22 protein-coding genes are annotated in these 22,893 nt (G+C 62.9%); 10 read left to right on the top strand and 12 right to left on the bottom strand.

The annotated features are described in order from the left end of the window. Positions 1–9 precede the first annotated feature (9 nt). Positions 10–1,056 carry an aldo/keto reductase gene (locus SB816_RS19775; RefSeq protein WP_410547389.1) on the bottom strand — a complete coding sequence of 349 codons (1,047 nt, stop codon included), beginning with the start codon at positions 1,054–1,056 and terminating at the stop codon, positions 10–12. A gap of 312 nt (positions 1,057–1,368) precedes the next feature. On the opposite strand from SB816_RS19775, the gene SB816_RS19770 reads away from it, so the two are divergent. The 4 genes from SB816_RS19770 (at position 1,369) to SB816_RS19755 (ending at position 4,398) form a co-directional block, all read left to right on the top strand. Further along, a complete protein-coding gene (locus SB816_RS19770) occupies positions 1,369–2,304 on the top strand; it encodes an AraC family transcriptional regulator (protein WP_064524084.1) in 936 nt (311 codons plus the stop codon). Positions 2,305–2,442: 138 nt separating this feature from the next. Then, positions 2,443–3,006 (top strand): DUF3455 domain-containing protein, encoded by a 564-nt coding sequence (locus SB816_RS19765; RefSeq protein WP_064524082.1) that lies wholly within the window; start codon positions 2,443–2,445, stop codon positions 3,004–3,006. 97 nt (positions 3,007–3,103) lie between these two features. Next, positions 3,104–3,673 carry a sigma-70 family RNA polymerase sigma factor gene (locus SB816_RS19760; protein WP_054501143.1) on the top strand — a complete coding sequence of 190 codons (570 nt, stop codon included), beginning with the start codon at positions 3,104–3,106 and terminating at the stop codon, positions 3,671–3,673. Further along, positions 3,670–4,398, top strand: a complete 729-nt coding sequence (locus SB816_RS19755; protein ID WP_410547388.1) for an anti-sigma factor domain-containing protein — start codon at positions 3,670–3,672, stop codon at positions 4,396–4,398. The genes SB816_RS19760 and SB816_RS19755 overlap by 4 nt, the downstream gene beginning before the upstream one ends. A gap of 11 nt (positions 4,399–4,409) precedes the next feature. Here the strand turns inward: SB816_RS19755 and SB816_RS19750 are convergent, their stop codons facing one another. After that, entirely contained in the window at positions 4,410–5,555 is a 1,146-nt protein-coding gene (locus SB816_RS19750) for a sterol desaturase family protein (RefSeq protein ID WP_054501141.1), read from the bottom strand. A 271-nt stretch (positions 5,556–5,826) separates the two neighbouring features. Between SB816_RS19750 and SB816_RS19745 the strand changes: the two genes are divergently transcribed. The 3 genes from SB816_RS19745 (at position 5,827) to SB816_RS19735 (ending at position 7,234) form a co-directional block, all read left to right on the top strand. Continuing rightward, positions 5,827–6,051, top strand: a complete 225-nt coding sequence (locus tag SB816_RS19745; protein ID WP_049075356.1) for a YdcH family protein — start codon at positions 5,827–5,829, stop codon at positions 6,049–6,051. 207 nt (positions 6,052–6,258) lie between these two features. Further along, positions 6,259–6,510, top strand: a complete 252-nt coding sequence (locus SB816_RS19740; protein ID WP_054501140.1) for a hypothetical protein — start codon at positions 6,259–6,261, stop codon at positions 6,508–6,510. Positions 6,511–6,631: 121 nt separating this feature from the next. Then, entirely contained in the window at positions 6,632–7,234 is a 603-nt protein-coding gene (locus SB816_RS19735) for a LysE/ArgO family amino acid transporter (protein ID WP_175189251.1), read from the top strand. Here SB816_RS19735 and SB816_RS19730 read toward each other — a convergent pair. Beyond that, positions 7,215–7,676 (bottom strand): carboxymuconolactone decarboxylase family protein, encoded by a 462-nt coding sequence (locus SB816_RS19730; protein ID WP_144655296.1) that lies wholly within the window; start codon positions 7,674–7,676, stop codon positions 7,215–7,217. The genes SB816_RS19735 and SB816_RS19730 overlap by 20 nt on opposite strands. A gap of 115 nt (positions 7,677–7,791) precedes the next feature. Further along, complete coding sequence (proP, locus tag SB816_RS19725) at positions 7,792–9,330, bottom strand: glycine betaine/L-proline transporter ProP (RefSeq protein WP_175189250.1); 1,539 nt, start codon at positions 9,328–9,330, stop codon at positions 7,792–7,794. A 507-nt stretch (positions 9,331–9,837) separates the two neighbouring features. On the opposite strand from proP, the gene SB816_RS19720 reads away from it, so the two are divergent. After that, positions 9,838–11,328, top strand: coding sequence for a tyrosine-type recombinase/integrase (locus SB816_RS19720; RefSeq protein ID WP_080564176.1), 1,491 nt, complete (start codon positions 9,838–9,840; stop codon positions 11,326–11,328). 53 nt (positions 11,329–11,381) lie between these two features. On the opposite strand, the gene SB816_RS19715 is transcribed toward SB816_RS19720, so the two are convergent. The 7 genes from SB816_RS19715 to SB816_RS19685 all read right to left on the bottom strand — a co-directional run bounded on the left by SB816_RS19715 (position 11,382) and on the right by SB816_RS19685 (position 19,412). After that, the gene (locus SB816_RS19715) at positions 11,382–11,879 is read right to left on the bottom strand and encodes a JAB domain-containing protein (RefSeq protein ID WP_006383851.1); all 498 of its coding nucleotides are present in this window, start codon (positions 11,877–11,879) and stop codon (positions 11,382–11,384) included. 510 nt (positions 11,880–12,389) lie between these two features. Then, positions 12,390–14,780, bottom strand: a complete 2,391-nt coding sequence (locus SB816_RS19710) for a TonB-dependent siderophore receptor (protein WP_410547387.1) — start codon at positions 14,778–14,780, stop codon at positions 12,390–12,392. 165 nt (positions 14,781–14,945) lie between these two features. Continuing rightward, the gene (locus SB816_RS19705; RefSeq protein WP_006383849.1) at positions 14,946–15,893 is read right to left on the bottom strand and encodes a FecR domain-containing protein; all 948 of its coding nucleotides are present in this window, start codon (positions 15,891–15,893) and stop codon (positions 14,946–14,948) included. After that, positions 15,890–16,399, bottom strand: a complete 510-nt coding sequence (locus tag SB816_RS19700) for a sigma-70 family RNA polymerase sigma factor (protein WP_006383848.1) — start codon at positions 16,397–16,399, stop codon at positions 15,890–15,892. Before SB816_RS19700 ends, SB816_RS19705 begins: the two co-directional genes overlap by 4 nt. 109 nt (positions 16,400–16,508) lie before the next feature. Continuing rightward, entirely contained in the window at positions 16,509–17,777 is a 1,269-nt protein-coding gene (locus tag SB816_RS19695) for a PepSY-associated TM helix domain-containing protein (RefSeq protein WP_006383847.1), read from the bottom strand. 296 nt (positions 17,778–18,073) lie between these two features. Next, positions 18,074–18,640, bottom strand: a complete 567-nt coding sequence (locus SB816_RS19690) for a FlxA-like family protein (protein WP_232295934.1) — start codon at positions 18,638–18,640, stop codon at positions 18,074–18,076. Between the two features lie 346 nt (positions 18,641–18,986). Beyond that, positions 18,987–19,412, bottom strand: a complete 426-nt coding sequence (locus SB816_RS19685; RefSeq protein WP_006383845.1) for a winged helix-turn-helix transcriptional regulator — start codon at positions 19,410–19,412, stop codon at positions 18,987–18,989. Positions 19,413–19,505: 93 nt separating this feature from the next. On the opposite strand from SB816_RS19685, the gene SB816_RS19680 reads away from it, so the two are divergent. Further along, positions 19,506–20,459, top strand: coding sequence for an aromatic alcohol reductase (locus tag SB816_RS19680; protein WP_175236162.1), 954 nt, complete (start codon positions 19,506–19,508; stop codon positions 20,457–20,459). 195 nt (positions 20,460–20,654) lie between these two features. On the opposite strand, the gene SB816_RS19675 is transcribed toward SB816_RS19680, so the two are convergent. After that, positions 20,655–21,458, bottom strand: coding sequence for an IclR family transcriptional regulator (locus tag SB816_RS19675; RefSeq protein ID WP_006383843.1), 804 nt, complete (start codon positions 21,456–21,458; stop codon positions 20,655–20,657). Positions 21,459–21,693: 235 nt separating this feature from the next. Between SB816_RS19675 and SB816_RS19670 the strand changes: the two genes are divergently transcribed. Further along, positions 21,694–22,866, top strand: a complete 1,173-nt coding sequence (locus tag SB816_RS19670) for a CaiB/BaiF CoA transferase family protein (RefSeq protein ID WP_006383842.1) — start codon at positions 21,694–21,696, stop codon at positions 22,864–22,866. Positions 22,867–22,893 lie beyond the last annotated feature (27 nt).

Genomic DNA, 22,893 nt, shown 5'->3' with positions numbered 1-22,893 from the left:
CCTGCCCGCTCACGCGGCGTCGGACTCGCTCAACTGCTTGCGGCGAAACTCGCCCTGGCGCGTGAACATCCAGCCCGGGTACTCGGGCGGCAGGGCGCTGACCTGGTCCAACGCCGCCAGCTCTTCGGCCGTCAGGCGGATATCCGTGGCCGCCAGGTTGTCGTCAAGCTGATCGACGCGCTTGGCGCCGATGATGACGCTGGTGACCGCCTTCTGGTGCAGCAGCCAGGCCAATGCCACCTGCGCCACGGAGACGCCGCGCGCGTCGGCCACCTGGCGCAAGGCGTCAATGCTGTCGAAGGCGCGCTTGCGGTTGACCGGCGGAAAGTCGAATTGGGCGCGACGATCACCCGCGGCGGCCTGGCCATCGCGGCTGTACTTGCCGCTGAGCAGGCCGCCCGCCAGCGGGCTCCACACCATCAGGCCTACGCCCTCGCTTTGCAGCATGGGCACGAGCTCGCGCTCCAGGTCGCGCCCGGCGATGGTGTAGTAGGCCTGCAGCGATTCGAAGCGGGCCAGGCCCAGCCGCTCGGCGATGCCCAGCGCCTTCATGATCTGCCAGGCCGCCCAATTGGACACGCCGACGTAGCGCACGTGGCCATGCTGCACCAGGTTGTCGAGCGCGCGAACGGTTTCCTCGATCGGCGTGGCCGGATCGAAGCCGTGGATCTGGTAGAGGTCGATATGGTCCAGTTGCAGGCGCGCCAGGCTCTTCTTGACGCCCTCCATGATGTGGACCCGCGAATTGCCCCGGGCGTTGACGCCGGCGCCGGTCTGGCCGAACACCTTGGTGGCGATGACGACGTCGTCGCGCGCCACCTTGAGGTCGCGCAGCGCCTGGCCGGTGATGACCTCGGAACGGCCCTCCGAATACACGTCCGCCGTGTCGATGAAGTTGACGCCCGCTTCAAGCGCGCGTCCCACCAGGCGGTTGGCGTCTTCCTGCTGCAAGGCGCCGATCTTGCTCCACAGCTCGCCTTCGCCACCGAAGGTCATTGTGCCCAGGCACAGTTCCGAGACGAACAGGCCGGTGCTACCGAATTTCTTGTACCGCATCATTGCACTCCTTCCTGGGCGCGGCGGGCGGCCGTCCCGGGATGGACGGCGCCGGCATGGCCGGGGTGAAAACAGTATGCGTCGCCAGCGCCGGGGGATGGATGCTCGATCCTGCCCTTTTTTTGCCCGATTCTCTGGCCATCGCACCCGACAGCGGGAGACGCGCCCGATCCTCCGCATTTTTTGCCTATTTCTCCGCCCCCCTCCGGCATGCCCCCGAACGTGTGCTGACTGGGTCTACACTGGACATCGCCTGATTCTCCAGCGGCCCGCGCCACGCGCGCGCAAGGCCGCCTTGCCCGGAGCCCGTCCATGCCTCCCGCCGACCACACCCCCAACCCCGTCTTCGAGCCCGCCCGGCACGAACTGCTGTGCCTGCTGGAACGCATGACCGGCACGCAGGAAGGATCCATCGACACCCCCGTCGAGGGCCTGTACCTGCATCGCCTGTCACAGCCGACCGGCCCCAAGCCCGGCCTGCAGAAGGCCGCGCTGGCGGTCATCGCCCAAGGCTCCAAGCGGCTGCTGATCGGCGAGGAGACCTACGAGTACGATCCCTTCCACTACCTGATCTCGTCGGTCGACCTGCCGGTGGTGGCCAAGGTGTCCGTGGCCAGCCCGACCCTGCCCTACCTGGGCCTGCGGCTGGACCTGAACCCGGAGGAGATCACCGAGCTGATCAGCGACGAGAACCTGCCGCCGTTGGTGCCGGCCGAATCTTCGCGCGCGCTGTGCATCAACCCGCTGGGCGGCACGCTGCTGGACGTGATGCTGCGCCTGCTGCGGCTGCTGGACACGCCGCGCGATATCCCGATCCTGGCGCCCATGATCAAGCGTGAGCTGCTGTACCGCCTGCTGATGAACGGCCAGGGCGTGGTGCTGCGCCAGACCGTGCTGCAGGACAGCCAGCTCAACCGCGTCGCCAAGGCCATCCGCATCCTGCGCGACAACTACGCCCAGCCGCTGCGGGTCGAGGAAATCGCCCGCGACGTCCACATGAGCGTATCGTCGCTGCACCATCACTTCAAACAGGCCACGGCCATGAGCCCGCTGCAATACCAGAAGCACCTGCGGTTGCAGGAGGCGCGGCGGCTGATGCTGACCGACGATGCAGGCGTGGCGCTGGCGGCCCATGCCGTGGGCTACGAAAGCTCGTCGCAGTTCAGCCGCGAATACAGCCGCCTGTTCGGCACCCCGCCCCTGCGCGACAAGCGACGCTGGAAGGACGAGGCGCTGGCAACTGCCTGATCCTCCGACGCGCGGCCGCCGCCATTGCGGCGCCAGTTCGCCCTGCATCCAAATCCGTCTCTCGCGTGTAGTACCTGCAACGGCGCGCATTCCGTGTGTCGTTGCAGACAGATCCCCTCTACCCGCAGGAGACCGCTCATGAATACTCGCCTCCCCCTCCGCCGCCCTGGCGCCGGCCTGTTCGCCACCGCCATGCTGGCCGCGTGCGGCACGCTTGGCGCCTTCCAGGCCATGGCGTACTCGCAAGACGCGCTGCCCGCCGACGTCCGCGTGCCCGGCGGCCACAAAGTGGCCTGGGAAACCGTAGGCAAGGGTGAAATCACCTACGAGTGCCGCGCCAAGGCCGACGCGAAAGACCAGGCTGAATGGGTCTTCGCCGGTCCCAAGGCCGTCCTGAACGACCGCCAGGGCAAGCAGGTCGGCACGTACTACGGGCCTCCCGCCACCTGGGAAGCGGCGGACGGCTCCAAGCTGACCGGCACCCAGGTCGCCGTGGCGCCGGCCGGGGCGGGCAACCTGCCCTATCAATTGGTCAAGGCCAATCCCGCCATGGGCGCGGGCGCCTTGACGGGCGTGGCCTATATCCAGCGCACGGCGCTCAAGGGCGGCGTGGCGCCACAGACGCCGTGCACGACCGCGACCCTGGGCCAGCGCAGCCAGGTCGCCTACCAGGCCGACTACATTTTCTGGAAGGCGGACTGACACGGCGGGGCTTGGCGGGCGGGCGGACTCCGGTAATATGCTGTCACCCGCCCGGGCCCGGCCCGGGTCCGCACCCACCGTCGCCAGGCCCGCGCACATGCCGCAACGCCCCGCCCCGGATTTCGATTACGAAGCGGCTCTCAAGGAGTGCGCGGCGGGCCGCCGCGCGGCGCTCGAGGCGCTGTATCGGCAAGAAGGGCCACGCCTGCTGGGGGTGGCCCAGCGCATCCTGCGCGACCGCGCCCGCGCCGAAGACATCGTGCACGACGCCTTCGTCAATATCTGGAAGCAGGCCGGCGGCTTCGACGCCACGCGGGGCTCGGCGCGCGGCTGGCTCTACCGCATCGCCCGCAACCTCGCCCTGAACGCCGTGCGCGACAGCCGCCACGAAACCGGCATGGACGAAGACACCGCCGCGGCCCTGGATATCCGTGACTCGATGCAGGCCTGGCACGACACCCGCGACGCTTTCGAATGGCGTGACAGCGCCGGCCGCATCGGCCCGTGCCTCGAACAACTGGAGCCGGTGCGTCGCAACTGCCTGCTGCACGCTTACGTCGAGGGCCTGTCGCAAAGCGAGATCGCGCAACGTATCGGCGCCCCCCTGGGCACCGTCAAAGCCTGGATCAAGCGCAGCCTCAAAGCGCTGAAGGAATGTCTGGCATGAGCGCGCTGCCGACGACCCCGGAAGGCCTGGACGAACTGGCCGGCGAATACGTGCTGGGCATCTTGCCCGGCGCCCGCCGGCGCGAAGTCGAGGCCCGCCTGGAGCACGACGCCGCGCTGCGCGCCGCCGTCGACCGCTGGGAAGCGCGACTGCTGCCGCTGGCCGATCTGGCCACCCCGATCGACCCGTCGCCCGGCCTCTGGCCGCGCATCGCGGCCACGCTGGACGCGGGCCAGGCCGCACCCGCGCCCAAGCCCCGGCGAACGCGCGCCACGCTCTGGGATAGCCTGCCGTTCTGGCGCGGCGCGGCCGCTTGCGGCCTGGCCGCGGCGCTGACCCTGGCGGTCGCCCTGTCGCTGCGTCCGGTGTCGACGCCCGCGGCCACGCAATACATGGTGGTGCTGGTGGCGCCGCAGTCGCAGGCGCCCGGTTGGGTGATACAGGCCCAGGCAGGAAGCCACGACGTGCAGCTCGTCCCGATTGCCGCGGTACAGGTGCCGCCGGACCGCGCCCTGGAATTCTGGACCAAGGCCGACGGCTGGTCCGCTCCGGTGTCCCTGGGCCTGGTCAAGCCCGGCGAACCGGTACGCATCCCGCTGGATGCCTTGCCGCCGCTGGAGCCCAATCAGTTGTTCGAACTGACGCTGGAGCCCGCCACCGGGTCTCCCATCGGCAGGCCTACCGGACCGATCCAGTTCATCGGCCGCGCGGTCAAGATGATGTAGCGCCGGACGGCCTACTTCTTGCGGAAGGGGTAGGCCTGCTGCGCCAGGAACGTGCCGGGCATGTCGTTATCGAGAATGCCGTAGTTTTCCGGCAGGCGCTTGCCCGTGCCGCGCACCGCCGTGCCGAACAGGTAGTCGATGAACGACAGGTGCGCAGCATAGTTCTTGTCGATCGCCTCGGTGTCGGACGAGTGATGCCAGTGGTGGAAGTCCGGCGTCACGATGATATAGCGCAGCCAGCCCCACGGCAGCTTGACGTTGGAATGGATCAGCACCGCCTGGAAGCCGACGATGATGATGTAGGCATCCAGCACCGGCTTGGAAAAGCCCAGCGCGAACAGCACGCCCAGCACCGCCACCCGCGTGATCAGCAGTTCGACGATGTGCAGGCGCGAGCCGGCCAGCCAGTCGAGCGTGCGGGTGCTGTGGTGCACCGCGTGGATGCGCCACAGGAAGGGCACCTCGTGATACGCCCGATGCGCGGCGTACTGCACCAGGTCCGCCACCAGCACCGCCACGAACAACTCCACCAGGTAAGGCAGCGACTGGATCGCCTGCTGCAGCGGTTCGTACGCGGCCCACGAGAACAAACGGTGCACGAAGAAGTTGATGCACAGCAGCACCGCGCCCACCGACAGGTGGTTGAAGAGGAAGTGCTTCATGTCCACCTGCCATTCGCCGCGGAACACCGGCTGGCCCGGGTATAGCGGAAACAGCTTTTCGAAGATGATGAAAACGGTGCTGGAGGCCAGCAGGTCGAGGATGAACCAGTCCAGCCCCAGGTAGGGATGATGGCCGGTGTTGGAAGTCGTCACTACCACCTGGCTGCCGCCGGCGGCGACCGCGCCGCACACCAGCACGAACGCGGCGATGTTGAGCCAGCGCTGGCGGCCGAACACGATGTTGGTCAGGGCGATGGTGCCGGACGCCAGCAAGGCGGCGAACAGCAACGTGCGCATCGCGTCGACGGTGTAGAAAGTACGCAGTTCGGGCGTCGTCAGATACGCCGGAAAGTGAAATGCCAGTACGCCGAGCACCGACAGGATCGCGAGGAATAGCGCAATCACGCCGGTGATCATTCCGGTGCCCGGATGAATACGGCCCTCCTGCTGGAACAACGCCAGGACTCGGCGATAGATGGGCGCGCGCTGATTCATGTCACTTTTATGGCAGACCACGGGGAAGCGAGTGTATCCCCGGCCCGAAACGGTCCATGTAAATAAACGTGAAAAGATAAGACCAAGCAACTCCCCCGCGGCGCTCCTCTTGACGCGCCTTTTGCGTGGCATCAAGTCCGCCCTGCGGCGCGCCACCTGGCGGGTTGACTTTGGCAGGCCATTGGGCTGTCATGGAACCGACAGCTCATTTACGGGCCGGCCCGCCGGCCCCGCGCAGCCCCCCTTCAACCGGATCACGCAAGAGGCCGTCATGTTCCCTGAGTACCGCCAACTGATTACCCGCCTGAAAGCCGAAAACGGACATTTCTCCGCCCTGTTCCAGCGTCACAACGACCTGGACCAGGAAATCAAGAATATGGAGGCGGGCATCGTGCCGGCCTCGGACACCAGCGTCGAAGTCCTGAAAAAGGAAAAACTGCTGCTCAAGGACAAGCTGTACAGCCTGCTGCGCGCGGCGGACCAGAACGCCGGCTAGGCGGGTGTCACGCACTCGCCTGACAACAGGCGCCCTCTCCGGGGCGCCTTTTTGTTGCCCGCTTTCAGCACAGGCGCCTATCTTTCGGTCCGAGTTTCGATCACCAGTCCGCGGAAGTCTCCTTTTCATCGCACTTGCTGACAATAAGCTGAATAAATAAAATCCCGGGATACGGTCGCCTGCCGACCGCGTGAACAGGATGCAAAGGTGCAAGACAGAGATTTCAAGGCCGGCGAGGCCGTCTCGCCGGTGACGGGCTGGGCCATGATGCCGTTGGTGGAACACGATTCGTTGCTGCTGCGGCTGGACTTCCTGGCCGCCCCGTCGCCCGCGGCGGCCACGCGCAGCGAACGAGGGCGCGTCTATGCCGTGACGTCCGAGCAACTGCAGTTGCTGCTCGATTCGCTGCAGGCGCAGTTGGCCAAGCTGCAACCCGGCCAAGACGGTCCGCGCCATTGAGGCGGGGCGGCGCCATGACGCCGTTGGAGAATATTCAGCATTTCTAAAGATGGATTAGGATCTTTAGATTCTCTAATCAGGCTGCAACCGCTAGTCTGTCGCCCTTGCTTCAGGGTACGACATGACCAGCGCCTTTTTCCCCGGTTTTTTCCTCAGCCTCAGCCTGATCCTCGCGATTGGCGCGCAGAATGCCTTCGTGCTGCGGCAAGGCCTGCGCCAGGAACACGTCTTTGCCGTCTGCATGACGTGCGCGTTGTCGGATGCCGTTTTGATCGCCGCGGGGGTTGCCGGATTCGGCCTGGCATCAAACGCCCTGCCCTGGCTGGAGCCGGTGCTGCGCTACGGCGGCGCGCTGTTCCTGCTGATTTACGCGGCGCGCAGTTTCCGCTCGGCGTTGCGCAACCACGGCGGCCTGACGCCGTCCTCGCGCCAGGCCGCCGGGCTGGGCGCCACGCTGGCGACCTGCCTGGCCTTGACCTGGCTCAATCCGCACGTCTACCTGGACACCGTGGTCCTGCTCGGCTCGATCTCCAGCCAGTACGAGGGCCGCAAGGTCGCCTTCGCGCTCGGCGCCATGGCGGCCTCGTTCGTCTTCTTCTTCACGCTGGGCTTCGGCGCCCGGCTGCTGCGGCCGGTGTTCGCCAGTCAGGCCGCCTGGCGGGTGCTGGACGCACTGGTCGGGCTGGTCATGCTGGCAATCGCGGTCAAGCTGCTCCGGCCCTGACGGCGGCCGGCATATTGCGGAACGTGACGCCCAAGCGGTTGAAGGCGTTCATCAGCCCGATCGCGTAGGTCAGGTCCGCCAGTTCCTTGTCGCTGAACTCGGCCGCAGCGGCGGCATAATCGGCATCCGGCACGCCCGTTTCGGCCACCCGCGTCACGCACTCGGCCCAGGCGAGCGCGGCCTGCTCGCGGGCGTTGAACAACGCGCCGCCTTCGCGCCACACCGGCACCAGCACCAGCTTGTCCACCGTCACGCCCTGCTTGAGCAGGTCGCGTGAATGCATGTCGATACAGTAGGCGCAACCGTTGATCTGCGAGACCCGCAGGTACACGAGATTGACTAGCGCCTCCGGCAGGCCGCACTGGCGCAGGTAGGCGTGAACGGCGCCAAAAGCCTTGTAGCCTTCGGGCGCGGCGCGGGCATAGTCGATGCGCTGGCTCATGATGAAAGAGTCCTGATAGATGGCTGTCGAAGACTCCATGTTGCGCCGGCGCGGTTTATTCCGGAAGGGCCAAGAAGCGGGTTCCGGATTGGGCCATGTGCGCCTGCCACGCGGGTCATTCGATGTGCGGATGCCGATCCGCCAGGCGCTGCCGCTTCTGCTTCAACGCTTCCAGTTTCTCTTCCAGGTCGGCGATCTCGGCATCCATGTCCTGCACGCTCTGTTCGATGTGATCGTAGGCCTGTTGCAGCAGCGCCTTCACCTCGCCCTTGTTCGCGGCGTTCGGCGTGTCCCCGCGCAAAGGCCGGTTGGCCGTCTCGGGCATGAATACGGCCGTGATCAGGCCCACGACCGCGGCCGCCATCAGGTAATACGCCGGCATCATGAGATTGTCGGTTTCCTCGACGATCCAGGCGGCGGCGGTCGGCGTCAGGCCGGCGATGATGATGGCCACGTTGAATGAGGCCGCCAGCGCGCTGTAGCGGATGCGGGTGGGAAACAGCGCCGGCAGGGTGGCGGCCATCACGCCGATCATGCAGTTCAGCACGATCGCGATCAACAGCAGGCCAAGGAAGATAAGTCCGATATTGTCGCTACCCAGGAGCATGAAGGCCGGAATGGCCACCACCATCAACCCCAGGCAGCCGGTGATGAAGAACGGTTTGCGGCCGATCTTGTCGCTGACGAAGCCCACGCCCGGCTGCACGAACAGCATGCCGACCATCACAACGACCACGATCAACACGCCGTGCTGCTCCGGATAGTGCAGGCTGCCCGACAGATAGGTCGGCATGTAGGTCAGCAGCATGTAATAGGTGATGTTGGTCGTCAGCACCATGCCGATGCAGACCAGGAGTGCCTTGCGGTATTTGGCGAAGATCTCGCGCACCGAGACCTTCGGCCGTTCCTGCACCGCATCACGGTCGTCCTGCTCCATTTTCTCGAGCTGTTGCGTGAAGGCCGGCGTTTCTTCGGCGGCGTGGCGCAGATACAGGCCCAGCAGGCCCAGCGGACCGGCGATGAAGAACGGCGCGCGCCAGCCCCAGTCCAGGAAGGCTTGTTCGGACATCGCGGTCTGCAGTAGCAGCACCAGGCCGGCCCCCAACACGAAACCGGCAATCGATCCGAAGTCGAGCCAGCTTCCCAGGAATCCTCGTTGACGATCGGGCGCATACTCGGCGACGAAAATCGCGGCGCCGGTGTATTCCCCGCCCACCGAGAAACCCTGCGCCAACTTGCACAGCAGCAACAGCAACGGGGCCCAGAGACCAATGGAGTCATAGGACGGAATCAAGCCGATGCAGAATGTGCTGATGGCCATGATGATGATCGTCAGCGACAGGACCTTCTGCCGTCCGAACTTGTCTCCCATCACCCCGAAGAACACCCCGCCCAGCGGCCGCACCAGAAAGGGCACCGAGAACGTGCCCAGCGCCGCGATGGTCTGCACGGCCGGCGAGGCGTCGGGGAAGAACACCTTGCCCAGCGCGAAGGCGACAAAGCCATAGACGCCGAAATCGAACCACTCCATCGCATTGCCCAGCGCCGCGGCCGTCACCGCCTTTTTCAGCTTGGTGTTATCGATGACGGTGACATCGCCGCTGCGCCAGGGGCGCACGGTTTCCTGCGAAGAAGAGGACGTGGATTCGGCCATGGCAACACCGCGAATTCAATGTGACCCTGAAATTCTACCGACGCCTGACCGTTAGCCACCCGTCAAAATGTGACTTGTGCATCCAGGTTTGAAGATGGGTCGGCGCGCCAGGCTGACGCGGGCCATTCGCGGCGCCGCGATGCCGGATCATCCCCACCATGAGATGGCGCAAAAAAACCCTCTCATGCGACACATGAGAGGGCATTTTTGCCGTGGATCCTCCGCCGGCCCACCCGTTGCATGGTGGGAAAGATGCGCGGACGGCTGGCATCACTTGAATATGGTCGGGGCGGCGGGATTCGAACTCGCGACCCTCTGCTCCCAAATTAGAAACGCACGAACGTCAGCGAACGTCAGCGAACGAATAACCAACTGATTCATAAGGATTTATACAAATCTCCTTGTTCGTCGACGTTCGCTAATGTACGCTGACAGCCGCAAAAATGTTGTCCCATATGTTGTCCCATATGGCGCTTGAGACAGAAGAATGGAGAGATTCGAGGAAATATGACGAGATACCCAAAACGCGGAAAAGGTGCGCGGTGGACCGTCAAAGAACTGGAAGCGGTGCCGGCGGAATGGGCCGGTGATCACCTGGCCGATGGAGACGGCCTGACTGGGGAGATCCGCATTCAGCGCGGCACGATGGCCGTGGTGTGGCGATACGCCTACCGCATGGGCGACAAGGTAAAGAGATTCTACTGCGGCTCATGGCCAGAACGCACCCTCGACGAGATCCGCTCCGCCAGGAACAAAGCGCGGGCGGACATCAAGGCGGGCCGCAATCCGTCGGCCGTCCGCGACTTGGAAAAAGCCCAGGTGCAGGAAGCTATGGCAGCGGAATCTGCCGCGGTAACCGCCGCTGAACAAGAGGCCACGACCGACGCCCTTTTGTTCCATGAGATGTATAAAAGGTGGCTGGAATCGGGAGTGAAGCGAGCAGATGGCAACACCGAAGTGAAGCGCATCATTGAAAAAGACGTGCTTCCTTTGATCGGTGATACTCCCGTGCGATCAATTCGCGAGAAGGATATTGAGCGAGTAATCCGCTCGATTGTCGGTCGCGGCTGCAATCGGCTTGCCGAGGTGACCTACCAAATACTGGGTCAGATGTTCCATTGGGCAGAGAAGCGCCAACCATGGCGAAAGCTGCTTTCGGAAGGAAATCCGGTTGAGCTGGTTGAACTCGGGGTGCTCCTGGCGGACGATTACGACCCGGATAACGCGCGCGAACGCGTTCTCCCTCCCATCGAGATTGTCGAGCTCCAGACTCGATACCGCGAGTTGGAGGAGCAGTATCTCGCTTCGGATGACAAGCGAAAGAGGAAGCCTCCGTCCAAGGCGTTGCAGGCAGTCTCCTGGATCTGTTTGAGCACGCTATGCCGGATAGGGGAATTGCACTTAACTGAAATTACTCATCTCGATCTCCGAGAAGGCACGTGGTTCATTCCTAAGGCGAACGTAAAGGGCAGAAAATCACAGAAGCGCGACCATCTGGTTTTCCTTTCACCCTTCGCAGTCAAGCATTTCAAGACCCTTGTTAGCCTGGCAGGATCATCCCGCTGGCTCCTACCTTCGCGCGACAATGATGACGCGGAGGTGGACCAACCGATGTACAAGCAGGCCTTTACTAAGCAAATCAAAGATCGGCAAGCCATGCTCAACGGAAAGCCCAAAGCACGTCGCGCTTCGGACAACTCCCTGGTTCTCGGCAAAGGCCAAAACGGCAATTGGACGCCTCATGATTTACGGCGGACGGGGTCGACGATCATGGAGTCGCTAGGAATCGATCCAAACATCATCGACCGCTGCCAAAATCACGTTATTCACACGGGCAAGAACCGAGTCAGGCGGCACTACCAGCTCTACGACTACGCCGACGAGAAACAAGCAGCATGGGCGAAGCTGGGCGAATATTTGGAAAGACTGCTTTCGGGAGCCGTGGCGCCGGCGGAGCTTCAAAAGAGGCTAACCGCCAAGCAGCTACTAGCCGCGTAAAAAAACAGCCGAAGACCGTTCGGTCTTCGGCTGTTGGACGCATACAGGCAAGTCTAGATCCAGCCCATCTTCGCCATAGAGTGGCCGCTACCTGCCGCCACGATCACGTGATCGACCAATGTGACATTCACCAGAGCCACGGCTTCCTTCAAGCGCCGCGTAACCTCAACGTCCGCCTTGCTTGGCTGTGACGAACCCGAAGGATGGTTGTGGGCAATCAAGATGGAATGCGCGTTGTGCCGAATAGCCGCCTTGACGACCTCGCGTGGATACACGCTCGTCTCAGACAGCGTGCCTCTGAACATTTCTTCGAAGGCGATCATTCTCAACTGCGCATCAAGGAACATTACGCCGAACACCTCGACGTCCGACAGCGCCAGCCGCGTCACGATATAGTCGATCGCGGCCGATGGTTTGGCCACTGGCAACCGCCTATTCAGCGCCCCCTCCAATTGATGCGCAGCCGCGCGTAGCAACTCTTGGGGGGTAGCGGCTCGATAAAGGCCGCCCACCTCACGTACCACCGGTGCGTCTTGGACGTCGTCCTGCATCCGCCTTTCTCCTGCTCACGCACTACTGAAACTTAGTTGCATTGCTCTCTCCCAAAGCGATGATCGCCTACCAACTCAATGGCGATCAGTCGTCAACATCGGAAGGTGGCGAGACTGGCGTCACCATGCGCTGTTAGTTCTGGTCAATGGCCAATGGCAATTATCTGGAGCCCACCACACGGAGCCAGTGCTCATGCTCGGCCGCCTGAAGCGAGCGCGTCCCACTGACCGGCAGTGAGAAAACCCTCGCGCTCCTTTCCTTTGCCCGGGAATGCTGGCTGCTTCTCGACCTTCTTACCTTTCTTCGGCCCGACTGCGCCGCACGGGAAGGGCCCGTCATCAACGGGAGCTCGCGCCAGAAGTGGACTGTCACCAGCGATGCAAATTTAACTTCGCGCGGCGGACCACGATGTCCCACCATTTACGCCCTTTTCCTTCTGCCCATGCTGATTACCGCCACCGAGATCAGCGTTCGTGCCCCCCCCGATCCGGCCTGGAAACTCTCGTCAGTCAGAAGTCCACGGTCGCAGACAACAGCACCGTACGCGGCGCACCGATCGTCAGTCCATTGGAAGATGCTGAGGCCCAGTAAGCCTTGTTGAAGACGTTTTCCACCGTGGCGCGCAGTGTGACCGGCGTGTTGCCTGCGCGGAACGCATAACGCGCGCCGACGTCAACCCGCGTCCAGCCAGGAATCTCTTTGTTGTTCGCAGCGTCCAGATACTGCGAGGTGGTGCGCAAGGCGCGCGCCGTCACCGTCAACCCGGGGAGGAACGGCGTATCCCATTCCACGCCCGCGTTCATGCTGTAGCGCGGCGTGCCCGGCGCCACATTGCCTTCCGTCAGCGCATTGCCTGTCTTCGTCAGTCGGCCATCCAGATACATCAGGCCCGCCAGCAGGCGCACATTGGACACGGGTTCGCCAAACACGTTGAGTTCCAGCCCGCGATTGCGCTGCATGCCGTTCACGGAGTAGATGCCGGTCACCGGATCGGTCAGCCCGCTGGGACGCCGGATCTGGAAAGCGCTGAGGGTCGCGCCCACGTCACCGTATTCCACCTTCACGCCGGCTTCGATCTGCTTGGACTTGATCGGCGCAAACACCGTGTTGGCGTTCACGGCGGTCAACGGCGCCGTGGGTCCTTCGCTGAGTCCTTCGACGTAGTTCGCGTACAGGGAAACGTGCTGCGACGGCTTGCCCAGCAGCGCGATGGCCGGGGTGATCTTGCGCTCGTCATAGCGGCTGGTCAGGCTGCCGCTTTCATCGTATTGATCCGTCACGACCCGCTGCGAACGCCCGCCTACCGTCAGCTGCACGCGCTCGTCCCACGCGGACAAGGTATCGGCCAGCGCGATGCTGGTCAGGCGAGACTTGCCGGACCGGGGGATGTCAGAACTCAAGCCCGCCAGCGACGGCGCCGTCGTCGGCAAGGGCGAGAAAAGGTTGGATTGAACCGGCGCGAAATCGTAGCTGAGGTTGCCGAAGGTCTTTTCGAACTGCGTGGCGCTGAACGCCACCGAATGCGAGATCGCGCCCGTGGCAAAGCGCGTCCGCGCACCGATTTCGCCCGTCTGCACGTTTTCGTCGCGCAGGAAGTAGCTGGGGCTGGACCCAAAGTTGCCGGCCGCATCGCGCACGGTGACGTTCATGCGCAGGAATTTGTAGTCGCCATCGCGCGCACCGAATGCGCCGTACACCATCGTGCTGTCGGTCACGTCGTATTCTGCGCGCAGCGCAATGTAGCTGTCTCGCGAGTTGGAATACGTCCAGTCAGGCGCGTAGCCGCGATCCACGCGGCGTGCGTCAGGCACGGGTGCGGCGGCTGCCACGCCCACACGCTCCTGCGGCGCGTCCACCTTGCGGCCCTGATGGCCGACATCGACGGACCAGCGCGTGCGTTCGCCGCGATAGTCCATGCCCAGCGTCATCAGGCCGCGCGTCGTATGCTGCGACCCCACGCCCGTGTCGCCGCCTTTGTACGCGCCGTTGACGCGGATGCCCAGCTCGCCCTTGTCCCCAAAACGCTGGCCCAGGTCAACGTGGCCACCCGCGACATCGTCAGTGCCATAACTGGCCGTCACCTGCCGGGTCGGCGTATCGCCTGCGCGCTTGGGCACGACGTTGATGGCGCCGCCCACGCCGCCAGAGGGCGGCATGCCGTTCAACAGCGCGTTGGGGCCTTTCAGCACTTCAACGCGTTCCAGGCTTTCCACGGCCAGGGCGTAGGTCGGCAATACGCTGTACAGCCCATTGAGCGCGATGTCGCTGTTCAACACGGGAAAGCCACGAATTGAGAACTGATCGAAGCGGCTGGTGCGCGGGTTGGTGTTCTGCACCGACGCATCGTTGGACACGACATCCGCCACGCTTTGCGCCTGCTGTTGCTGCATCAGCGCGCTGGTGTAGGCGGTGATGGAAAACGGCGTGTCCATGATGCTTTTTTCGCCCAGCATGCCCGCGCTGGCGCCGCTGGCCACCTGGTTGCCCGCGAAGGCCGGCATCAGCCCGCCCGAGTAGGCCGCCGTGACCGTCACCGCTTCCAGCTGCGCGACCGGCGCAGCGGCCGCAGACAAGGTGTATTCATTGGCGCCCGCGCGCACGGCGCTCAAACCGGTGCCGGACAGCAGCGCGGCAAAGCCCGCTTCCACGGTGTAGCTGCCATTCAAGCCGGGCGACTGCAAGCCTTGCACCATGCCGCCGCCAAACGACAAGCGCACGCCCGCCTGCGTCGCAAACTGCGCCAGCACCGACCCAAGCGTGCCCGGCGCCAGCCGGAAGTCGCGCGTGGCCGCCTGTTCAGCGGCGGGCTGCGCATGCGCGGCGGTGCCGGTCAACGGCAGCAGGACGGAAAGACAAAGCATCGTGGTGGTGCGAACCACGAAGGAACGGGAATGGGACATGAGGAAGACGCCGCAAGAGAGAAATATCAGGGAGAAGGCAGGTAATGGTCCGGGTAGGACCCGGCCTGATACCGATGCGGTTTCAAGGCCTATATCCTGTACACCGTAGGACGCCGGAAAACATGCCATGGCGGCAACACGGCTTGCGGCGGTCCTATGCGCGCGTCAAGCGCTGCGCCCCTGAATCTCCACCCAATAGCGGGTCCTGAACACGATCTGCACCGGCAATGTCCGCGCCAACAGCGCCAGGCTGGTATCGGTATCCAACACCGAAAACGAGCCGAATACGCGCAGGTCCGCAACGTCGCGCGCGCATCGGATGACGCCCGCGCGATATCGCGCCATGGCCGCTGCCCAGTCCGTCAGCCGCATGTCATCGGCCGTCAGCACGCCAGAAGTCCAAGCAGGCGCCGACTCGGACAAGCCCGCCTCGCTGAGCATGCCCCCCGCATTGAAACGGACCCGTCGTCCGGCGGGCACGATCTGGCTGCCAGCGCTGCCGCTGGGGCTCACCCGTACGGCGCCGTCATACACGTTCACCCCCACGCCGTCATCTTGCAGGCTGACCGTGAATTGCGTGCCCAGCGCCTGCACGGCGCCCATCGGCGTCTGGACGATGAAGGGTCGTGCGCGCCCGCCGGCGTCTGCCGCCGTGGCGGCATACACGCGCCCTGCCCGCAGCCAGACGGCGCGCAGGGTGTCGGTGTACCGGATGTCCAGACGTGTGCCGGTATCCAGCGTCAACGTCGTGCCATCCGCCAGCGTGTCCTGGCGGATCTGGCCGGTGCCGCTTTCCAGATCGGACTGCTGGGTACGCCAGGCCAGATACGATACGGGCGCAACGGCGATCAGACCCAGCAGCCGTAGCGCCATCCGGCGGCGGTCCGGCCGGGCCAGCCCTTGCAGCGCTTGTGCGCGCATGGCCGGCGGCACCTGGCCGAAGGTGCCCATGACACGCTCGGCCTTCTCCCACGCCTGGGCATGCGCGGGACTACTTGCCATCCAGCGATGCAAGGCGCGCAAGTTGGCTTCATCGTCCGGCGCGTCGTGCAACCGGGCCATCCAGCCTGCCGCTTCGGCCAGCAGCGCATCAGGAATGTGTCCGGCCGTCATGCATCGATGGCGGTCAGGCACGCCAGGTAGGCCTGCTGCATGTGGCGGTTGACCGTGCGCACGGACACGCCCAGCTCAGCGGCAATATCGGCGTAGTTCAAGCCGTCCAGCTGCGCCAGCAGGAACACATTGCGCACCCGCACGGGCATGGCGTCCAGCATGCGGTCGATGCTGGACAGCGCTTCCAGAATAAGGGCGCGCTTTTCTGCGCAGGGAACGGTGTCGGCAGGCAAGGCCGCGATCGATTCGGCATAGGCTTTTTCAACATTGCGATGCCGCCACAGATCCACCACCAGCCCCTTGGCTACATGGGTCAGGAATGCCCGGGGTTCCGGCATTTCCAGCGAGCGGTTGCTGGCGTACACGCGAAGAAACGTGTCATGCGCGAGATCCGCGGCATCCCATGCGTTGCCCAGCCGTTTACGCAACCAGCCACACAGCCATTGATGATGATCGACATACAGACCGTTCAAGGCCGAAGGACGGGACGCGCAAGATTGAGACATGGCACCAGGATCTGCAAACAAATCTAATTGCGAATGAGAGCCGTTAATAATACTGGAAACCTTGGCGCTTGCCCCACCGCGCGCGTCGCAGCCCTTCAAATTCCGGCGGTCAGAAAAGATGCAGCCAGCCCATCGCCTCCCCCAGAAACAAGCCTTGCGACATCACCAGCAGGATCACGGCCACCCACCGCCATTGCCGCATGCCCGCCCAGGCTTCGCGCAGCGGCAAGGCCGGCGGCCCGTCATGCCCCGCCTTGGCGCGGATCTTGGCGCTGGCGCCCGCGATGCGCAGCCCATAGAGATAGGCACCCGTCACGCTCAGCGCGGTCAGCATGGAACCGAACAGGAACCAGATGGCGCGTACGGGCCAGGGGCCAAAAGCACCGAAATGCAGCGGGTCGGCCAGCTCTGAAATGCGCTGATGCACGTCGAGCTCGTCCGCGCTGCGGCGGGTGGACGCCCCGCTAGGCAAAGAAATGCGAATGGCGTTGGCGCGGTCACGCACCAGCCAGGCGTCTGTCTGCCCTTCAAGCTGCACCGCCCTGCCCCCCGCCTCCAGACGCAGGACGCGGATGGTCAGCCCGGGCCACGCACGTTGCGCTTCGTCCACGGCCGCGTCAATCTCGCTTGGGTGTAGCGGCGCAGATGCAGAGCGGGGTTCCTTGGACGACAGCGCCGGCAACGGCGGCGCATGCCCTCCCAGGGACTCGATCAAGTACCACAGGCCCGTCACGGCGATGAGCAAGGTGAACCACAAGCTCCAGACCGCAACCAGCCGATGCACGTCGGCCCAGGCCAACCGGCGCTTTCCCCAGCGCGGCCACGCCAGAAAGCCGCGCCACCAGCGCTTGTAGATGACTAGGCCGGTGACCACCAGCGCGATCAGCAACAGCGAAAGCGCCGACACCAACGGCACCCCCCATTGGGTCGGCAAGAACAGATGCCGGTGCGTGTTGCGCAACCAGCGCTGGATGTTGAACCAGGACGTGTCGCCCGTCACGACCGCCCGGTAAGGATCCACCCACACAAACCGCTGTTCGCCCTGCGGCGTGCGCATCAACGCCCTTGCGGCGAAGCGTGAGGCGTAAGGCGCGGTGAACGATAGCAACGTCCAGTCGGGATGCGCGGCCTGGGCGGCGCCGGCCATCTTTCCCCAACTCGCCAAACTCGATGCGGGCTCGACTCTCATTTCAGAATGGACGAGCCAATCCAGCTCGGTCGAGATGACCGCAAGGGTTCCGGTCAAACAGATAAACGCCATCAGCACGCTTAGCTTCAGACCCGCCCAGCCGTGAATAACAAAGAACCACTTGCGCGGCGAGGCGTCGCTGGACGTGCTTCCGGATGGGGAACCGATAGAGCGTGAGGCAACTTTCATGATGAGACCCGTCGTCGCCCGCCGAATGCGGAGGCATTACTGTCTATACCGGACGAGGCCGTAGAAAGTGACAGTGCGAGTGGGGAATGACATCATCGTCAGGACAATAAAATGCGGGAGATGCGCCGCTGACATCGGCCTGATTACGTCACACAAGTTGGGATCCTGCCTTTAGGGCAGCGGAGCGGTGTGAGGCGCAACGTCATGGAATGGACACTCGCGAAGGCCGCGCGATAGTTCCACTTCGATGCGCCTCGAAGGTTCGAGCGCCCCACACCGGTAAAATTCGCGAAGGGTCAGGCAGTCGCGGACACCCCACCGTTCTTTTTCGCGGCGCTGGCCTGCTGCGCAAGCACTTTCGTGATCTGGCCTTGAATCTGCACTGCCTGGGCATTGAGCGCCATCATCTGCTGCGCCTTCATCTCGTCCGACATGCCGCTCGCCTTAATTTTGGCGATCTGGTCCATGATGAGCTTGAGCTGCTTCTGCAATTGCTTGATCTGGCGAGTGAACTCGTCCTCGTTGTCGGTTTCCTCGGCAGCCTGTGCGTTTGCCACTTTAGCGGCGGCAGGATTATTAACGCGGATCTTGCCTTCCTCTGACACCGAAACTGCGTCCTGCCGCGAGCCCCCCTTGGCTTCCTTGTTGGCCTGGATCTTTTCTGCCCACAGGTCCGCGAGGCTGCTGATCCGAGAAGTACCACTGATGCTGTTTATCGCCATAATTGCTCCTTTCTGTAAATGTCGAGGTACCACCAATACGGCATGAGGCGTCAGAACTTTAACGTTGCCAAGGCAGTAGGTGACTTGCGTTAAACACAACAGAGCCTTGCGTATCAAACGCTCAATTTCCAATATGTACATTCCGACCGGTCAGCATGCCTGCGCAGGCGCCATCCGGCCGGATCGGCTTAGCTGATGAACAAGGGCAATCACAAGCCGGCAACTTCGAAGGGCAAGCGCGGGTGACGTTCCGGGCGATCGACCTTTTTTCCGAAGAAGCCGTAGGAAGTGCACAGTCTTCGCTCTGTGTGAATGATGCTCGAGGTCTCTGCTGTCGCGAATATCGAAACCAAGTAGGCCAGGGGCGAGCCAGCATTTGCGGCATGGCTCGCCCGCTGTAACTCCCCTGCGCGGCGATGCGCTCCGCTTTGTGCCAAGAAGCGTCTTTCGCGTAGATCTGCGACAAGCCCCCTCCGGCCAGAACAGCTCACGTAGAGTGGCCTTTCCCACCGTCACTCTGGAGCCTGTCAAACTTTTGCCGCGCTTCTCGGAAGCGGTCCGCATTCTCGACAATCCAGGTCCACAGCGGGACCATGCGGACGAGCAACTCCATGCCTGTATCAGAGAGTTCGTATTCGACTCTGGGAGGCACCTCTTCGAAGTCATGCCGCAACACTAAGCCATCCCGTTCGAGCTGCCGCAAGGTGAGCGTCAGCATTCGTTGCGTGACTCCATGCATGCGTCTGCCGATCTCGGCATGCCGCAGCCTTCCATAAACGCCGAGCGTGTGGACAACACCCAGAGACCAGCGGCTACCAGCATGTGCGAGTACCTCTCGCCGCAGCCCATCGTCATCGTCTCGCAGGCCGTCACAAACGGTCTGTGAGTATCGGAGAATTTCGTCTCGATCCATCACATGCAGCTCCCAGTATCACGCGTGTACCTTCTTACATTCACGATAAAGCGTTGCTAGACTGCCTCATCGAAATCTGAAGAGGGCTTCACCATGAACCAAACAGACCTTAACTCTACGTCTAAAAACATCCTTGTACTTGGGGCAGGCGAACTCGGTCTCCCGGTGCTACGCAATCTTGCGCGTAAAGCCAAAGACGTCGAGGGCGCAAAGATCAGCGTGCTGCTGCGCGCAAGCGCCGTCGAGTCGCGCGAGCCAAGCAAGCAAAATGATATCGCGGAGATCCGAGGCCTCGGCATTGAAATCGTTGTAGGCGATCTTGTAAGGAGTTCCATCGATGAGCTGGCGGTTGTATTTGCGCGGTATGACACCGTGATCGGATGTGCCGGCTACGCAGCGGGAATCGACACGCCGATGAAGCTTGCCCGCGCCGCCTTGCAGGCAGGCATCCCGCGGTATTTCCCGTGGCAATTCGGAGTCGACTTTGACGTGATCGGTCGTGGCGGCCCGCAAGACATCTTCGACGCACAGTTGGACGTGCGCGAACTGCTGCGCAGCCAGCACCAGACCGAGTGGGTCATCATCTCGACCGGCATGTTCATGAGTTACCTGTTCGAGCCCGAGTTCGGCGTCGTTGACCTACAGAACGATGCCGTCCATGGGCTTGGCACGCTCGACACCGCCGTCACACTGACGACGCCCGATGATATTGGCGTGCTGACCGCCGAAATCGTGTTCGCAACGCCTCGCATCCGGAACGAGATCGTTTATCTGGCCGGCGACACCGTGACATACGGCGAAGTCGCCGACAAACTGCAAGCGGGCCTCGGCCGTCCCTTCACCCGTTCGGCCTGGAGCGTCGAATATTTGCTGGATGAACTGTCGCGCGACCCGCAGAACATGATGAGTAAATACCGCGCAGCCTTTGCACAAGGTAGGGGTATGTCGTGGGACAAAAGCGAGACGTTCAATCAGCGCAGAGGGATTCCGGTTACCGACGTCGCGTCTTGGATCAGCGCAAATCTTGGGTCGCTCCGAACCCAGTAACCGTCCGCCAGGCATCCGGCAAGCCGCGACCGCAACCATTAGGCGGCACCACACAAGACGCTGTTGCCCAACTGGGCAGCAGCTTCTGCACTCCGGCGCGGACGCGGCTCAGTTCAATCAAAGTCCTGCTGCACGCGCAAGTCGCGGGCTCGCCGAAACTGCCATAGCCTCAACCGATCAGCCACCTGTGGCGAATCAGCAAGTAGCGAGCTTGGGCGCCAGAAAACGCGCAAAGTCTTTCAACTGCGGAGCAATCTTGTGCTTGAGCGTTTCCAAATCGTATTCCTCGCTCATCCCTGCACAAGACACTACGTACTTCCAACCGTTCTCTGAACCATCTCCGCAAGGGCATGCGACAGCGTTGATTCCAAGACGCCAGGCGCCGATGCTCGTGCAGAATCCGTAACGGTCCCATTCGGCCTGGGCCGCCTCCATTTCTTCCACGATCCGGTCCCGAATGTCGCTTGGCTGGTTCTGCAATTCCTGTAGAACCTCGTGCTTCCTGGTTTCATCAGATATCGACCAGAAGACTCTACCAGCCGCAGCCTGCCAAAGCTTGAGCCGAGTCCCGATGCCCGTTCTCATCTGCACCTGGGCAGGTCCCGATACGCGGGCGACATAGATTACTTCCGAGCCGGCCTGAATATTGAGCGCGACCGTGGAGGCCCTCATCTGGTCCGCGAAGTCCTGCAAAAAAGGGCTCAACGCCTGGACACCTGCGACGCTGTCCATGACAGCGTAACTCCATGACATCGTCGCAGGACCCAGCTTGTACTTCTTGAGCGCACTGTCATACACCAGGTGCTTCGTTGTTGCCAGCGTGTAGGTCAAGCGTGTCACCGTCGACCGGGCGAGCCCTGTGCTGCGCGCGATTTCCTCGTTGCCCATTGCTGTGACGTCACGCGTGAACAGCGCAAGGATATCCAAGCCGCGGCTCAGCGCCGTGACGAAATGCCTTGAATCCTTTTTCTCGTCCAGCGTCGCGCGCAGGTCGGTCAATAAGTTTGAAGTTCGAGCCAAGACACTTATCCGTAGAAGTCGACGCCGGAAGTGTAGAGCATGCTCCCGCCCCATCACGTATTGCTCCCCTGCCGCACCGCCGCTCTGTAATTCTGCTATGCAGTATTTATTACTGCACGTTGACACATGAAGTGCGCATCCATAGAATCCAGCCCAAGGCGTGACGCGTGCCCTCCGAGGCGCAAGAAGTCCGTACATTCATGGGAGATTGGTTATGAGCGCAACGCAGTCCGTGCTCGAGGGCGTGGTTGTCGTCGATGCATCAAGGGTTCTGGCGGGCCCGTATGCAGGTCAGATTCTTGGTGACCATGGGGCAGACGTCATCAAGGTAGAGGCCTTCGACGGCGACGACACAAGACGCTATGGACCTCCCGTCGCGGATGGGAGCGCGCCCTACTACCAGGGCCTCAATCGCAACAAAAAGAATGTCGCGCTGGATCTGAATTCAGCCAGCGGGCTCGACGCACTCCTTTCGCTTCTGGCATCTGCCGACGTGCTGATCGAAAACTTCAAGTTGAGCACCTGGCGCAAGTGGGGTATCGATGACCTGTCAACGCTGTCGGCGAGGTTTCCCCGACTGGTCCATTGCCGGATTTCCGGATTTGGGGAGACGGGTCAGTTCGGCGGGTTGCCAGGTTATGACGCCGCCATTCAAGCCATGTCGGGTCTGATGAGCACCAATGGCGATCCCGCTGTGAACGCGGCGCGGATTGGAATCCCCTTGGTGGACGCGGCCACAGGCATGCAGGCTGCGCTTGGCGTCATGCTTGCGCTCTATGAACGCGGGCGTTCCGAAAAGGGGCAGATGGTGGAGGCCACGCTGTATGACACTGCGTTGTCCCTGCTTCATCCACACGCCGCCAATGTGCTCTATGGCGGCGAAGCCCCCCGGACAGGGAATGGACATCCGAATCTGGTGCCGTACGACCTATACCAGACAGGCACGATTCCCATCTTCATCGCAGTTGGCAATGATCGGCAGTTTGCAACGCTTTGCCGACATCTTGGCCTCCAGGAAATCGTCCAGGACGCCGCTTACGCGACCAACGTCGGCCGCTTGACCCATCGCGCCCAACTCACCGCGCACCTGGCGGAAAAGCTGCTCGAGCACGATGGCATGCACCTGTTTTCCACGCTTATGGCGGCGGGCGTGCCCTGCGCCCCTGTTCTAACCGTTGACGAAGCCCTGAAGCTGCAGCACACCCGCGACCGAGAGATGGTTCTTGAAATGGACGGCTACCGCGGCGCCGGCATCCCCATCAAGCTTAGCCGCACGCCAGGAAGCTTGCGCTTCGCACCGCCCGGCATCGGCCAACACAACGCGGAGATCTTTGCCAGATTCGGCATCGCTTCAGAGCAGGCACTAACGACCGATTCTGAAAGCTGAAGTCTCGATCACTGATCCAGACAGAAT

The organism is Achromobacter sp. SIMBA_011, assembly GCF_046535435.1.
Classification (GTDB): Bacteria; Pseudomonadota; Gammaproteobacteria; order Burkholderiales; family Burkholderiaceae_B; genus Achromobacter; species Achromobacter dolens.
This window is presented reverse-complemented; position numbering and strand designations above follow the sequence as displayed.